The 13,307-nt window shown below is 65.6% G+C and carries 23 protein-coding genes; 10 read left to right on the top strand and 13 right to left on the bottom strand.

Annotation, left to right across the window (positions count from 1 at the left end; all coding sequences use genetic code 11):
- Positions 1-56: 56 nt before the first annotated feature.
- The 13 genes from CLI93_RS09880 to CLI93_RS09820 form a co-directional block, all read right to left on the bottom strand.
- The gene (locus CLI93_RS09880; RefSeq protein ID WP_095995789.1) at positions 57-761 is read right to left on the bottom strand and encodes a DUF2786 domain-containing protein; all 705 of its coding nucleotides are present in this window, start codon (positions 759-761) and stop codon (positions 57-59) included.
- A 12-nt stretch (positions 762-773) separates the two neighbouring features.
- Positions 774-1,313, bottom strand: a complete 540-nt coding sequence (locus CLI93_RS09875) for a hypothetical protein (RefSeq protein WP_095995788.1) — start codon at positions 1,311-1,313, stop codon at positions 774-776.
- A gap of 28 nt (positions 1,314-1,341) precedes the next feature.
- Positions 1,342-1,584, bottom strand: coding sequence for a hypothetical protein (locus CLI93_RS09870; RefSeq protein ID WP_095995787.1), 243 nt, complete (start codon positions 1,582-1,584; stop codon positions 1,342-1,344).
- Entirely contained in the window at positions 1,581-2,348 is a 768-nt protein-coding gene (locus CLI93_RS09865) for a hypothetical protein (RefSeq protein ID WP_095995786.1), read from the bottom strand. Before CLI93_RS09865 ends, CLI93_RS09870 begins: the two co-directional genes overlap by 4 nt.
- Complete coding sequence (locus CLI93_RS09860) at positions 2,345-2,599, bottom strand: hypothetical protein (RefSeq protein ID WP_095995785.1); 255 nt, start codon at positions 2,597-2,599, stop codon at positions 2,345-2,347. The genes CLI93_RS09865 and CLI93_RS09860 overlap by 4 nt, the downstream gene beginning before the upstream one ends.
- The gene (locus CLI93_RS09855; RefSeq protein ID WP_095995784.1) at positions 2,596-2,796 is read right to left on the bottom strand and encodes a hypothetical protein; all 201 of its coding nucleotides are present in this window, start codon (positions 2,794-2,796) and stop codon (positions 2,596-2,598) included. The genes CLI93_RS09860 and CLI93_RS09855 overlap by 4 nt, the downstream gene beginning before the upstream one ends.
- Entirely contained in the window at positions 2,793-3,053 is a 261-nt protein-coding gene (locus tag CLI93_RS09850) for a hypothetical protein (RefSeq protein ID WP_095995783.1), read from the bottom strand. The genes CLI93_RS09855 and CLI93_RS09850 overlap by 4 nt, the downstream gene beginning before the upstream one ends.
- Position 3,054: 1 nt before the next feature.
- Positions 3,055-4,299, bottom strand: coding sequence for an ExeA family protein (locus CLI93_RS09845; protein WP_238946621.1), 1,245 nt, complete (start codon positions 4,297-4,299; stop codon positions 3,055-3,057).
- Positions 4,296-4,526 carry a hypothetical protein gene (locus tag CLI93_RS09840; protein WP_095995782.1) on the bottom strand — a complete coding sequence of 77 codons (231 nt, stop codon included), beginning with the start codon at positions 4,524-4,526 and terminating at the stop codon, positions 4,296-4,298. Before CLI93_RS09840 ends, CLI93_RS09845 begins: the two co-directional genes overlap by 4 nt.
- A gap of 23 nt (positions 4,527-4,549) precedes the next feature.
- The gene (locus CLI93_RS09835; protein ID WP_095995781.1) at positions 4,550-6,304 is read right to left on the bottom strand and encodes a DDE-type integrase/transposase/recombinase; all 1,755 of its coding nucleotides are present in this window, start codon (positions 6,302-6,304) and stop codon (positions 4,550-4,552) included.
- A 53-nt stretch (positions 6,305-6,357) separates the two neighbouring features.
- Positions 6,358-7,329 (bottom strand): hypothetical protein, encoded by a 972-nt coding sequence (locus tag CLI93_RS09830; protein WP_095995780.1) that lies wholly within the window; start codon positions 7,327-7,329, stop codon positions 6,358-6,360.
- Between the two features lie 8 nt (positions 7,330-7,337).
- Complete coding sequence (locus tag CLI93_RS09825) at positions 7,338-7,628, bottom strand: helix-turn-helix domain-containing protein (protein WP_095995779.1); 291 nt, start codon at positions 7,626-7,628, stop codon at positions 7,338-7,340.
- 131 nt (positions 7,629-7,759) lie between these two features.
- Positions 7,760-7,945, bottom strand: coding sequence for a helix-turn-helix domain-containing protein (locus CLI93_RS09820; protein WP_095551202.1), 186 nt, complete (start codon positions 7,943-7,945; stop codon positions 7,760-7,762).
- A gap of 91 nt (positions 7,946-8,036) precedes the next feature.
- Here CLI93_RS09820 and CLI93_RS09815 point away from each other — a divergent pair, with 91 nt between their 5' ends.
- The 10 genes from CLI93_RS09815 to CLI93_RS09775 all read left to right on the top strand — a co-directional run bounded on the left by CLI93_RS09815 (position 8,037) and on the right by CLI93_RS09775 (position 13,300).
- Positions 8,037-8,501 carry a helix-turn-helix domain-containing protein gene (locus tag CLI93_RS09815; protein WP_095995778.1) on the top strand — a complete coding sequence of 155 codons (465 nt, stop codon included), beginning with the start codon at positions 8,037-8,039 and terminating at the stop codon, positions 8,499-8,501.
- Between the two features lie 204 nt (positions 8,502-8,705).
- On the top strand, positions 8,706-9,440 hold the full coding sequence (locus CLI93_RS09810) for a hypothetical protein (protein WP_095995777.1): 735 nt from the start codon (positions 8,706-8,708) through the stop codon (positions 9,438-9,440).
- Positions 9,441-9,525: 85 nt separating this feature from the next.
- Positions 9,526-10,515 carry a hypothetical protein gene (locus CLI93_RS09805; protein WP_143327000.1) on the top strand — a complete coding sequence of 330 codons (990 nt, stop codon included), beginning with the start codon at positions 9,526-9,528 and terminating at the stop codon, positions 10,513-10,515.
- 13 nt (positions 10,516-10,528) lie between these two features.
- Positions 10,529-11,086: a hypothetical protein gene (locus CLI93_RS09800; protein ID WP_143326999.1), complete on the top strand. Its 558-nt coding sequence runs from the start codon at positions 10,529-10,531 to the stop codon at positions 11,084-11,086.
- Between the two features lie 113 nt (positions 11,087-11,199).
- A complete protein-coding gene (locus tag CLI93_RS09795) occupies positions 11,200-11,817 on the top strand; it encodes a lysozyme (RefSeq protein ID WP_095995774.1) in 618 nt (205 codons plus the stop codon).
- Between the two features lie 3 nt (positions 11,818-11,820).
- Positions 11,821-12,282 (top strand): hypothetical protein, encoded by a 462-nt coding sequence (locus CLI93_RS09790; protein ID WP_095995773.1) that lies wholly within the window; start codon positions 11,821-11,823, stop codon positions 12,280-12,282.
- On the top strand, positions 12,203-12,385 hold the full coding sequence (locus tag CLI93_RS15665; protein ID WP_476726707.1) for a hypothetical protein: 183 nt from the start codon (positions 12,203-12,205) through the stop codon (positions 12,383-12,385). The genes CLI93_RS09790 and CLI93_RS15665 overlap by 80 nt, the downstream gene beginning before the upstream one ends.
- On the top strand, positions 12,385-12,606 hold the full coding sequence (locus tag CLI93_RS09785; RefSeq protein WP_095995772.1) for a TraR/DksA family transcriptional regulator: 222 nt from the start codon (positions 12,385-12,387) through the stop codon (positions 12,604-12,606). The genes CLI93_RS15665 and CLI93_RS09785 overlap by 1 nt, the downstream gene beginning before the upstream one ends.
- Positions 12,603-12,983 (top strand): hypothetical protein, encoded by a 381-nt coding sequence (locus CLI93_RS09780; RefSeq protein WP_095995771.1) that lies wholly within the window; start codon positions 12,603-12,605, stop codon positions 12,981-12,983. Before CLI93_RS09785 ends, CLI93_RS09780 begins: the two co-directional genes overlap by 4 nt.
- Complete coding sequence (locus tag CLI93_RS09775) at positions 12,980-13,300, top strand: hypothetical protein (protein ID WP_095995770.1); 321 nt, start codon at positions 12,980-12,982, stop codon at positions 13,298-13,300. Before CLI93_RS09780 ends, CLI93_RS09775 begins: the two co-directional genes overlap by 4 nt.
- Positions 13,301-13,307 lie beyond the last annotated feature (7 nt).

The following is a 13,307-nucleotide window of genomic DNA, read 5'->3' as shown; positions in this document are numbered from 1 at the left end:
CGGCGCGTTCTGAACGCTTTTGAACGCATTGGTCAGGCATTGCACGCGCAGGTTTGTCATCCCACCCCCCCGATCAATATCTGCTCGCGTTGGCCTACGCCGTGGTGGAGCTGCGCGCCCTGGCCCTGGCGGTATCCCTCCTGCGCATGCCCGCTGACGTTCTTGCCCCTGCGGGAGTCGCGCGCCTTGATGGTGGTCATATTGGGGTGGCGCTCTGCCATGTACTCCAACAGCAGCTGCTCGTTGCGCTGCGGCTGGGCGTGGCGCTTGACCACAGAGACTGCGGCATTGACCCAACCGATGGCGAACTCATCGCCACGGGCGGTTTTGGTGGCCGGTTTGCAGCGTTTGGGTTGCAATTTGATGTGGGCGGCACGCGCCCGGTAGCACTGGCGGCCGAGCACGTCGAACGCATAACCGGCCAGAGTGGGTGCAGCATCCAGCCCGACGAACACGTATTGCCAAGTGGTTTTGATCTCAAACGCCGCTGTCCATTTGCGGCTGCGATTGATGTAGTGCTCGCAGCCGAATGCCTCGGCGATGCAGTTGGCCAGAAAGCCCTCCCAAAGGGCATGGCTGCCGCTCTTGGCGTTGACGGCCTCCTCATGCACATCGGCCATCTCCAAAGCGCGCTCGGAGAGGTTAAACATCTCCATCAGCTTTTGCGCCTGGCGCAGCGCAGCGGCGGCCTCGTGCGGCTCGGCGCTGCGGCCCAATGCCATGCACTTTTTGATCTTGATCAGTGCTTCGTCGCGGGTCATGGTCACACCTCCTCAAACTGCCTCGCCAGCCTCTTCCTCCGCCCCCTTGAGTAGGGCCGCCACCAGCTTGTCCACGGTGGCCGTGGTGTCCTTGATGACGACCTCGTCATCGGCATCGCTGATGCTCACGCCCACGCGCTTGAGCTCGGCGGCGCTGAGGCCCGCCAATGCCGCCTTGATGGGCACCTCGCGGCTTTGGATCAGCGCATCGGCGGCATCGGGCAGGTGCCGGCGGATCAGCCGCACGACCTGCGCGTCATCCTCCCAGCTGATCTTGCCCTTGCCCTTTTGGTAGCCCAGCTTGATGCCCTCCAGCACCACCGTGCGCGGCCGGATGAACAGCTGCGGGCTGGCCTCAATGGCCGCGCGCAGCGCCGCCTCGGCCTCGGTCACGCGCGCCACGGCGCTGCGCAGCCCGGCCAGGCGCTGGCGCTTGATGGCCTCCAGCGCGTCATGCAGGCCCTGGGCGCGCTCGGTCAGCACATCCTTGTGCTGGCGGTAGCTGCGTGCAGCAGCGGCAATGGCAGTCATAGGGTTGGTTTGGGTGTCCATGGTGTGTCCTCTCTCTCAAAATCAACAATCACGGTTTGATCTGCGCCAGGTGCCGCAACACCAGCAGCGCGGCGCGGTCCAGGTCTGTGGCGGCCCGCAGCGGCGCCAGGGTTGGTGAGTACAGGCCGCGGCCGTCATCGGCCAGCAGCAGGTCATGCGCGATGGCCTCGCCGCCATCGAGTAGCCCGATCAGCACGCGGATCGCCACGCCGCGCGCCTGGCCTTCGGTCAGCTGCACCTGCGCCTGCAGGGTGATGGGGGCGCCGCTCATGGGGCCGCCTTCCCATCGCTTGGCTTGCCCGGCTCGTCGGGGCCGTTGCCGCCGGCGTCGCTGCCCTGTGCCTCGCCCTGCGTGCGCTGCAGCATGCGCTCGCGGCGCTGCAGGTTGCGCTGGCGCTCTTCCTGCATGCGGCGCACGGCCAGGCTGGTGTAGCGCACGGGCTCGGCGCCCTGGGCGGCGGCAGCGCCTGTGGCGCTGGCTGCGGCGGGCGCCAGGGCCGCGGCGGCCGCTGCGGAGGCATCGACGGCGCCGGCGCCTGGCGCGCTGCGCACGGCGTTGCGGCGCTGTTGCTCGGTCTCTTGCTCGGCCTTGGCCTCGGCCGCGCTCGCCAGGCTGGCCAGGATGGCGTAGAGGTAGTTGTGGCCGGTCAGCGGCAAATCGAGCTTGCCGGCGTCGCGCGCGGCGAGGATGCGCGTCAGCGCCTCGCCCCAGGCGCGCAGCGGCGTTTGCCAGTCGCGGCCCTTGTAGGTGATGGCGCGCCGCTCGATGTCGGGCAGCAGCTCCAGCAGCAGGCGCACCTGGCGCGCTACGGTCAAGGGGCGCTGCTGCGGGCCAAAGAGCATGATGTATTGCGTCACGCGCTCGCCCAGCGGCAGGCTGACGGCGGCGAGGCGGGTGACGGCCTCGCAGGTGACGGCATCGGCAAAGAGCTGCGTCAGCGGCAGGTCGCAGCGGCAGTAGGGGCAGCGCAGGCTGGCGCTGGGCTGCGGCGCCTGCTGCCGGCCCGTGCCGGCGCAAAATGGGCATTGGCTCATGCACGCCCTCCTTTCTCGAAGCCGGGCAGCGCCCGGCAATCGGCCGTCACGGCGTACATGGGCAGGCCCCAGTCGATGTGCATGCGCCGCGCCGCGAATCGGTGCCGCTGCAGGTAGTCCAGCATTTGCTGCACGGCCTCCTCGGAAAACACCGGGTACCAGTGCTGGTACAGATCCTGCGCCGTCCACCAGCTGCCCGATTGGCGCAGGTGCCGCCACAGGCGGGCCATGTCATGCGTCAAGCCTTTCATAGCGCCCCCCAGGTCAGTTCGGTGACGAGCCAGGCCAGGCCGATGGCCGTGCCCATCAGCAATGCCGTGATGAGCAGCGCCAGCGCCGTGCAGCGCCAGCGCTGCCAGCGCGCGCGCAGCATGCGGCGGCGGGCGTAGCCGACGATCACGCCGTGCCAGGGCGCGGGTTGGTAGGGCATGTGTGGCTTGCGGCTCATGCTGCGCCCTCCATGCCCACAAACAGCGGGGCGACGGGGGCCAGGGCCAGGCAGTCGATGCGGCTGACCTCGGGCGCGCCGCGCAAGTCCTGGTCGATCAGCCGCGCCAGGGCATCGGCCTGGCTGCGCCCGGTCTTGGCAATCTGCCGCACGGCCTGGCCGGGCCAGTGCACGGCAAACAGCCAGGCGCCCATGCCGGGCATGGCGCGGCATGGCGTGGCGGGGGCTGCTGTGATGGTGTGGGGCAAGACATGCATCTCAGCACCCCCGGATCACATCGGCATTGACAACGGGGCTGCCCACGGCGGCGGCGGCGTTCATGGCGCGGCAGACCAGGTTGTTGACCACCAGCGGCCAGCAGATGGAGATGGCGTCGCGGGCGCTACCGCCGCGAGGGGTGTAGATCAGCCGCGCGCGGATGGCGTCGAGCGCATCGGGCGCAAAAACCTTTTCATAGGGCAGATCAAAGCGCGCGAATTTGTGGCGCAGATAGCCTTCGAGCTCGTTGTTCAGCGGCTCCAGCTCCACGATCTCGCAGCGCTGGGCGACTTCGCGCACTTCGGCGTTTTGCGCCGAGAGGCGGCGGCGCAATTCGGTTTGGCCGATCAGGGCCACGCCGATGAGGCGGCGCAGGCCGTCCTTGAGCTCCAGCCAGCGCTTGAGGTGTTTGAGCGTGGCCGTGGGCAGGTTGTGCGCCTCTTCGATGAGCAGCAGATGGCGGCGCCCGGCGCGCTGGCCCTCGCGCAGCAGCGCGTGCACCTGGGCAAAGCGCGCCTGGGCGCTGGCGCGCGGCGTGGCGTGCGGCTGCAGCGCGGCGATCACGGCCTCGGCGATGGCGCCGCTTTTGAGGGTTTTGCCCTTGGCGTCGTTTTCTTCCATGGCCAGCACGTAGGGGCGGATGACGACGACTTCGCCGCCGCCGCCGGCGCCTGCGGCCAGGCGCTCTTCCAAGTCTTCAGCCAGGGTGGATTTGCCCGCGCCGCTCTCGCCCACCAGGGCCATGAAGCCGTGGTGCCGCGCGCAGTCCAGCAGCGCGGCGCGGGCGTAGCGCACGCTGGGGGTTTGGTAGACGTCGTCCGTGGTTTGCACGTCGTCCACAAAGGGGTTGCGCGGCAGGCCAAAGTGCTGGCGCGCTTGCAGGGTGAGGGCTGATTTTTCCAGTAGCATAGGATCGTCCTTTTCTGGTTGAGTGGTTTCAGTCAGGGGGATACCGGCCTCAGGCGTTGCCGCGCCTGGGGCCTTCTTTTTGGATTGGGGTTGGGATGGGGGTTGGAGCGCGGCCAGCTCATCGGCGCGGGCGCCGCGGTCGTGCAGGAACTCCAGCAGCTTGGCGCGCAGCGTGCTGCTGCGCCGCCGGGGCAGCTCGCCGCTTTGCAGCAGGTGGTTGACGCTGCCCAGGCTCAGCCCGGCGCCGCGGGCCAGCTCGCGCTGGCTGAGCTCCAGGCGCGCGGCCAGGGCGGCCAGGGCGGCGGGGTGGATGCACATGTCGGCGGCGGCGCTCATTGCAGGTTCCCCGATGCCCGGCCCTGCTCTTGCAGCGCATCGGCGCATTCGCGCAGCAGGGCGGCCGCCGGTTCGGTGCGGCCATCGGCCACGGCCAGGCGGCCCACCGCTTCAATCAGCGCGCCAATGCATATGCCAACAGGCTCGCCCTCTCGAACCAGCAGTGTGATCAGCTGCTCCAGCAGGCGCTGCATCCTGATGGATAGCTCTTGTTCGGTCATGTCCATGTCGTTTCTCCTTTTCTGGGTGATCAATGCCCGCCGACCACGCGCAGCGTGGCGCGCACGGTCAGCTTGTGGGCCAGCTCGGGCAATTGGCCTTCGGGCACGCCGTTCGGGTGCCAGGCGGCGAGCTGGGCGAATTTGGCTTTGTCCATTTCCACGCCGTGCTGCGCGCGCAGCGCTTGCGCGGCCTCGAAATGCGTGAGGGTGCGCTCGGCCAGATCGCTGCGGGCGCTGGCCGCCGGGGCCAGCTCTGTGCCGCGGCGCGGCAGCAGCGCCAGCTTGTCGGCCTGCTCCAGGTGCTTGTAGGGGTCGATGCGGCCGCCAAAAGGCAGGGCTTTGGCCTTGCGGGCCGCTTCGGCCTGGGCATCGGTGTCGGCCTGCATGGCCAGGCGCTCGATGGCCTTGCGCTGGGTGTCGGCGGCGGTGTCGGCCGGGCGCTTGTATTCGTGGGCGATGTGCGCAGCGCTGGCAGCAAAGCCGGCGGCGTTTTTCTCGACCTCGGGCACTTCCAGCAGCTGCTCATGGCCGTCCGCATCGCGCAGCAGCACATAGGCCGCGGCCGGGTTGAAGGGGTTGTAGGTGATGGCCAGGCGCTCGCCCACCATCACGCCGCCTACGCCGCTGACGTCCCACACGCGGCCGGCAAAGCGCACCTGCAAGAAGGCGTCGACCTTGGGCGTGGCCGGCGCATGCGTGAGCAGCTCGCGCGCCAGAGCGGCATCGACCGTGCGCAGCTGCGCGGGGGTGATCTCCATCCATTTCATCCAGCGCGGCGCGCCATGGCGGCTGTGCACGCGCTGGCTGTTGTAGTAGCGCATCCAGCGCGCGGCCTGCTGGTTGATCCAGTCGATGCCGGGCACGTGCGTGAGGCGAAAGCCGCTCTCGAAATCCACCTCCACCAGGTTGTGGGCGTTTTCCACCTGGCCCTTGGCGCGGGCATTGCCTACCTGGTTGACGATGGGCGCGACCTGCAGGCGGCGCAGCAGGTTGCCAAAGGCCCCGGCCGTGCCGGCGCTGCCCGGGTCCATCATCAGGTGAAAGGGCACGCCGTACATTTGCTGGCCCGGGCGCTGGGCAATGCAGCGCAAAAAGGCCTCGGCCATGTTGACGGTGCTCTCGCCGCCGGCCACGTAGTGCACGAAGATGCTGCCGCTGTAGTGGTCGGTGATCACATAGCGCGTCAGGCGCTGGCGCTTGATGCGCTCGAAATTGCCCGGCTTGTTCTTGTTGAACTGCGCCCGGGCCATGGCCTGCAGGCCGCCCTCATCGGGCACGTAGAACAGGATGGAGATGGAGGCGTCGATCTGCCAGACCTCATTGGGGTGCTCGCTGCGCAGCGGCTGCGCGGGCGCGGCGCGGCGCAGCTGCTCGGGGTGCAGCCGGTAGTGGCGCAGCGCGCGCGAGACGGCGCTGGCCGACAGCGGCCGCAGCTCGCCCGTGGCCGCATCCAGCGCGCAGGCCAGGCCGGGGACGTTGGCGCGCAGGCGCCGCAGGCAGCCATCGAGCGTGGCGCCGCGCTTGTTGTTGGCGCGGTAGCCCTCCATCAGCGCGGCGCTGATCATCTGGGCGTGCTCCAGCGTCAGCGCGCAGGCGCCGGCATCGCTGCGGCGCTTGCGCGCGCGGGCCGCGCCCAGCTGCGACAGCCAGCGCTTGAGCGTGGGCAGCGCCCAGCCGTATTGCTGGCAGGCGGCCTGGTAGATGCGCTCCTTGTGGCCGTGGCCGGCGGCATCGGCCTGCTGCTTGATGTGCAGCAAAACCTCGGTGTGGGCGGCGGGGGGCATGGCGGGGCTTTTCCTGGTGATGGGGCGTCGTGCGGGGGCGCCTGCGCCGGGGCTCAATGGGCCGCATCCATGGCCTGGGCGGCGGCCTCGGCGGCCTCGGCCGCGTCCTGCGCATCGGCCCATTGCTGCCATTCGGGCCGGCCCGCGGCCGGGGCCAGGGGCAGGGCAAACTGCTCGCGCAGGGTGTGGATTTCCTGCTCCACCTGGCCCAGCAGCCCGGCCATGAAAACCTGGTCGCGCCGCCCCATCTGCTCGCCCGCCTCGTGCAGGGTTTGCAGCGCATGGCGCAGGCTGCCGGCAATCAGCCCGGCGGCCTCGGCGGCCTTGCCCGTGGCCTCGCGCTGCAGCTCTACCCAGGCCTGGTCGGCGGGCAGATTGGCCAGGCGCTGGCTGGCCCGGGCCAGATCGCTGGTCAGGGCGTCGATGCGGCTGTTCTTGTCGGCCAGCAACTGCTCTTTGGCGGCCAGCTCGGCGCGGGCCTCTTCGGCCTGCGCCTTGTGGCTGGCCGTGCGCGCGGCCAGCTCCTGGATCAAATCCACCACCTCATCCTTGCTTTGCGCCTCTTCCACGGCGCGGCGCACCAGCTCCTGCTCGGGCGCGGGCAGGGCTTTGATGGCTTTGTAGTCCGTCTGCCGAAGGCCAATGCGCTCGGCTTGCTCGAAGGCTTCTTGGCCGATGAGGTTGCGGTTGGCGGCCAATTCGCGGACGCGCCGATAAGAACGCCCCAACTTGACCTCGCAAAATTCCTCCAGACTCTCAAAGTGGCGACCATCGCCACTTTCTGGATTGCGCAGAAAACGCCAAGTCTTTGATTTTTTTACGTTTTCGTAAACAGTCAGCATGGCACTAGTGGCGATCGTCGCCACAAAATCCATTGCCTCCAGTCGACCAACGTCCACCCCGGCGGCAAACACTTCGTCCTTTTCCTGCTCGGCCACGGTGCTGACCAGTTCGCCCATTTTTTCGGCAGCGTTGTCCACCAGTTCAGGCAGGTAGTTTTCGGCGGGTTTGAGTTTTTTGGCCATGTTTTTCCTTACGGTGTGCGGGTGTAGTTGCGTTCAAAGTCGGCCAGCTCGCGCTGCTTATTGAGCAGGTGTTGCTGGAAGGCGATGGCGATTTGCACCAGGGCCGGGCCCAGACGCCAAACCTCTTCGCGGCGGGCGTCGCGCTGCACGATGCCCAGGGCTTCGAGCTCTTGCAGCGTGCGCAGCGTGGTGGGCGCATTGCGCTGGCAGGCGCTGGCGATTTGCGCCAGGCGCAGCCCATCGAACTCATGGCCCGAGAGCGCGCGGATGATGTCGAAGCCGGTTTGCAGGCGGCTCATGGCGTCTCCTTCATGGGGTGCCCGCCAGGCGGTGGCTGGGGCGCGCCGCTGGCGGGCGTCACAGGGGCTTGGGGCATCAGGAAAACCCGGGGCCTTGGGCGCTGGTTACACTGTGAAACAGTGCGAAAATCTCAATCGGCCACGGGCAGGCCCAGGCGCTGGCGCACTTCGCGGCCCTCGCCGTAGTTGCCCTGGCGCAGGCCGCGCACCACGTCGCTGACGGTGCGGTACTTGAAGCCGTTGGCCGCCGCCCAGCTCTTGAGCGTGTGCCCTTGCTGGCGCAGGCGGTGCTTGATTTGGTTGGGTGTGTGCTGCATTGGCTGTTCGCTGTGATTCGTTGTTGATGGGTGTTATTTTATGTCCATTTGGACACTTTTCAAGTATTGACTGAATAGTCGAGGTGCTCGTATGGACATTGGCGCGCGACTTCGCGAAGAGCGCGAACGGCTCGAAATGACACAAGAGGCTTTTGGCCGAATCGGCGGGGTGCTCAAACGAGCATTGATTCGCTATGAAAAAAATGAACGCATGCCGGATGCCGCCTTTTTGGCTGCCATTGCAGCAGCAGGCGCCGATGTCCTGTACATCCTCACGGGCCAGCGCAACCCCGCAGCTCCGGCCCACCGCCTTACGCCTGACGAACAAGAGCTTTTGGCCTTGTTTCGTGCCGCGCCCCTGGCGGTCAAGGCCGCAGCCATTGGCGCGCTGCAAGGCGCCGCAGTGCAAAGCGGCCTCAACCTGCACCAGTCAGGCAGCGGCAACGTACAGATAGGCCAGCAGGCAGGGACCATCCACAACGCCGGGGCTATCGGTTTTTTCAAACAACAAAAAGGAGACAAACCCAATGCAAGAAAGCGCTCTGGCAAGGGCTGAGGCCGCAAGTGCCGGGCATGGCGCGGTGACCACGGCCAGCGCCCGGCAAATCGGGCAAGCCGCGCACGCCATCCACAACTGGGGCAGCCATACCCATGTGCATATCTATGTGCAGGCGCCCCTGCCCCAAGAAAAAAAGCCCGCAGCCAGCCATGCGGGCGCGGGCGTTTGAGATGCCCAATACAACACGAAAGGACGGGCCATATGAGCAACCCTGACGGTTTTGGCCCCAGCGACGCGCAGCTGCGCCGCGCCTTGCGCGAGGTGCTGGACGAGCTGGTGGGCGATGAGGCCATGCGTCGGCGCTGCGCGGCGGTGGAGACGCTGGTGGTGCGGCGCCTGAACAACCCGCGCGAAGCGGCCAAGGCGTTGTTGGTGGCGCTCAATAGTTGCGCCTGGTGGGATTGGCCGGCCTGGGAGGCGTTTGCGCGCGCCGAGGGCTATGACACGTTGGAGGAAATTGAACGGCGCTATGAGCGCATCAAGCTGGCCGATGTGCTGGCCAAGGCGAGCAAGGATGAGTTGGGCCAGGCGCTGGATGTGCTGGGCATTGAGTTCAAGCGCTCGCAAACGAAGGCGGCGCTGGGCGAGTTGCTTCAGCGGGCGGGGCGCGGCCAGGCGCGCGATGCGCTCGATGGCGTGGTGCGGCGCCTGCGCGATGGCGATGTGCGCAAGTGCCGCGAAAAGATGGCGCTGTTCATCGCCTCACGCGCGGCATCAAAGGCCATCAATGCCCTGCGCTATGAGCAGTTGCTGCAACCGGATTTCATGGCCCATTACGGGCAATGGGGCTTTGTGTGCCATGCCGAAATCAGTGGCCGCCATTGCCCGCACAAGAAGCTGCGCGGCAAGACGCTGCCCGCCTCAGAGGCGCAGCGCGCCTGGCCCCAACTGCCCTGCCAGTGGCTGACCTGCGCGGGCCATATCTCGGCGCGGTGATGGTGCGCAGTCTGTTCCGATATCCCAACCCGAAAAACCTTCCCAGCGCCTACCTTTAACCTGCATTGAAAAAGAAAGCCAGCCTATGTCCCTTCCATTGCGCAGCCGTACCGTGCATTTTTTTCTTCTGCGGTTGAAGTCATCTGCCAAAGGTATTCAAAACCCTGCCTGCTGCACCATGGAGGATTTGCTCAATGCCTGCATCAGTCAGCTTGACCCCAAAGCTTTGCCATATGAGATCAGCGTCTTTGACAAAGAGCAGACTGTGCTTGATCGATTCAGACCAAACGGGAAGACGTATGAGCTGTTGCTTTCCAAAGCCAATGCTGACCGTTCAGACGTCACGTTTCGTAAACTGAAAAGCGTCAACCGGCGCAAGGCAGGGAAGGCGGTTGACGAAGGCGTGGAAATTTCGTCTTACGTTATAGTGCGGCCCAATACCACAAACCCCTATACGGCCACTGTGCTGATGACAATGGGAGCGGGGGTGAGTGTCCGCGATGTAACCAAGCTGTTGGGCCAACTGGCCAACAAAGCTGCTGGTGATAGCAGGTTCAAAAAATGTTTTTGGTTTGATCATCCTTCAGCGGCCAAGAAGGAGGATGGCACTTCTGAGCAGTACAAGGTACGGTATCGCTTCGAGCATGAATGCTATCTTGGCCAGACGCTCAGCGAAGCGCTTACGCACGGCAAGTTCCAAGACATGGAGTTGATTGCCGAGGGGCCGATCAAGATGGATGATGGGAGCGGCAATTTTCAGGCCGTCAAAAAAACGGTGACGGTTAAAGCCCATACGCCACAATTGGTGACAGCGGCTAGTCTCAAGAATTTCGTCAAGTCTCTTGCAGGGAAAAAGGCGCTTGCTGACGGGGATGAATTTCAGACCTTGCGTGTGCATTACGAATCTGACGATGGCAGGGATGCCACAGCTACCTTGGCGATCAACGATCTAGAGCGGTCCTTTACCAAAAAGGCCAAGATTGAATTGGACGGTGAGGTAGAGGAATACCAAAGCGATTTTCATCGGGCTATCGTCCAACCTTTGCGCGAACTCTTAAAAGTCGTGCCTTCCTAGATGGAATGTGCCCATGATCGGCGATCTTCTCAGGCCGTTTGCCTACCTCACCATCCGTCATGCATCGGGCTTGCCTGTTGCTGTGAATTGGATTGCGCCAGGTGCAGCAGTGGCGGCCGTGGCATTGCTGCTGGGGTACAGCGGGCTCAACATCGACTTTTTCGGTGCGCAAGGGGTGGTTGATCGCTTGCTATCGTTCACACAAACTCTCACGGGTTTTTACATTGCTGCCTTGGCGGCGGTGTCTTCTTTCAATAGCCCTCATCTTGATCGAATCATGCCGTCCCCAGCCCCAACGATGCGGGTGAAGTACCAGGGCGGCTATGAGAAGGTCGAGCTCACACGCAGGCGCTTTCTGACGTCGATGTTTGCATTCCTGACGGCATCGAGCTTCATTTTCAACCTTTGCGCCATTGCGGCGCTTGTCGTTTCGCCTGCCATACCGGCGCCTGTCTCTGCATGGCTATGGTGGCCAGGCTCAGTGTGGTTCTTGTTTTTGATCGCTCAAATGACATGCATCACTTTCTGGGGCTTGTACTACTTGGGCGAGCGTGTTTTGACACCTGACTAAGGCGTACAGCCAAACACTAAAACGCTTTATTTATTCCCCAGGCACTCTGCCCGGCACAGTCAAGGCTCCCCCACGCGGGGAGCCTTTTTTGTTGCTTTTCCTGGAGTGCCGCCATGTCCGATTCGTCTGTCCCTTCGTCGCTGACGCGCCGCCTGCTTTCGACCGCTACGGCGGCCAGTGTGGGGCTGGGCGCGGGCTTGGGGGTTTCGAGTGTGGGCCATGTGCCTGCGCCGTCGCCGGAGGTGCTGCTGGCGATGGAGATTGGCGCGCATTACGAGGGCTTGCGCTTTACGCCGTATCGCGATGGCGGCGGGGTGTGGACGGTGTGCCGGGGCATTACCGGCTCTGCGGTGGATCAGGCGGCGCGCACGGGCAAGCGCTATTCGGAGGCTGAGTGCAAGCGGCTGGAGCTGGCCCATTACGCGCAGGCCGAGCGCGATGCCAGGCGGCTGTACCGCCATTGGGGCAGCTACAACATGTGGGTTCGCGCGAGCATGCTGGACATGCTCTACAACCTGGGCGCGGCTCAGGTGGGGGCCTCCACCCATTTGCGCGAGGCCAATGCGGGGCGCCTGGATGCGGCGTGCGCGCAGATGCTGCGCTGGGTCTGGGGGCGCGATGCGCGCACGGGGCAGAAGGTGCGCTGGGCGGGTCTGGTCAAGCGCCGCAACAGCACGGCGGAAATCTGCGCCGAATGGGGGCGCGATGGGCATTTCAGCGCGGGGGTGTGAGCGATGAGCGCCTTGTTGCTGCGCCCTTTGATTGGGCCGCTGATCGGCCCGCTGCTGGTGCTGGCCGGCCTGTGCGCCGTGTACGCGCTGGGCTATGCCAGCGGCCAGTCTGCCGCGCGGGCTGCTGCCGACCGCGCCACTGTGGCCGCCCAGGCCAGCCAATTGGATGAATACCGCGCCGCCGCGCGCGAGCATGCCGCGCTGATCGAGGCCAGCCAGGCGGCCAGCGCCCGTGTGCGCAGCGCGGCCGAAGCAATTGCGCAAACCAACCGGAGGACTACCGATGAATTGCACCAGGCACTGGCGGCAACGGCCGCTGATCGTGCTGGCTGCCGCATGGATGCTGGCATCGTGCAGCAGCTGGAGGGCGCCCGCCGCCGAGCCGCTGCGGCTGCCGCCGGCCATGCCCCCAGCGGCGCTGATGAGCGGCTGCGAGCCGCCCCCAGGGATACAGGGGGGCGCTGAGGTGGATGCGGTGATTCTGGCGCTCAAGCACACCTATGACGCCTACGGCCTGTGCGCCTGGCGGCATCGGCAATTGATCGACTGGCTAGAGCAGGTGCAGTGATGGGCGATGTGATGGATCGCGCGCAGGAGCGCGGGCAGGAATGGCTGCACGACCAGCTCGCCCACCAGGCCGTGCGCGCGGCGCGCCAGCGCAGTGCGGTGCAGGTGCTGGACTGCGAGGACTGCGGCGAGCCCATCCCCGCCGCGCGCCGCCAGGCGCTGCCGGGCGTGCGGCGCTGTGTGGGCTGCCAGGCCGCTATGGAGAGAGAGCAACAACGATGACTTTGCAGATTGAATTCACCTGGCTGGTGGGCTTGCTCATCGCGTTTTTTGGCGCCGCTGCGGGCATTGGCAAGCTGCTGTTGGCCCAGCACCAAAAGCACCAGGACGCCAAGTTTGCCGCGCTGGAGCGCGCGGGCCAGGGCATGCAAGCCAGCCTGCACAAGCGCCTGGACGGCATCGAAATCTCGCAAAAAGAGGAGTCCGTGCGGGTGCAGAAGCTGGAGCGGGAGTTTCTGGTCTTCAAGGCGGAGCTGCCCATGACGTATTTGCAGCGCACCGACCACATCCGCAGCGAGAGCGTGACGCAGGCCCGGCTTGATGCCATTGCCGGGCAATTGACCAATGTCCAAATGTTGATAGGAGGCCAAAAGCCATGACCACCGCCACCCCGCTTGATCTGGCCCGCGCGCGCCGCGAAGGTTTGCGCTGGCTGATTGTGCTGACCCTTAACAATGCCCGCCCGATTGGCGCGACCGATGCCCTGGTGCTGACCGTGGCCCAAACCCAATACCCGGATGCCACGCTGCTGGATTTGCGCCGTGAGCTGGAGTACTTGAGCGACCGCGATCTGGTGGCGCTGGAGCGCCGCCCCGATGGCATTTGGCAGGCCAAGCTCACGCGCCACGGCGTGGACGTGGCCGAGTACACGGTCGATTGCGAGCCAGGCATTGCCCGGCCCGCCAAGTACTGGTGAGGCGGCC

Source organism: Vandammella animalimorsus (genome assembly GCF_002288875.1).
GTDB classification, from domain to species: domain Bacteria; phylum Pseudomonadota; class Gammaproteobacteria; order Burkholderiales; family Burkholderiaceae_C; genus Lampropedia; species Lampropedia animalimorsus.
Note: the sequence above shows the minus strand (reverse complement) of the source record. Positions and strands in the feature narration are given on the sequence as shown.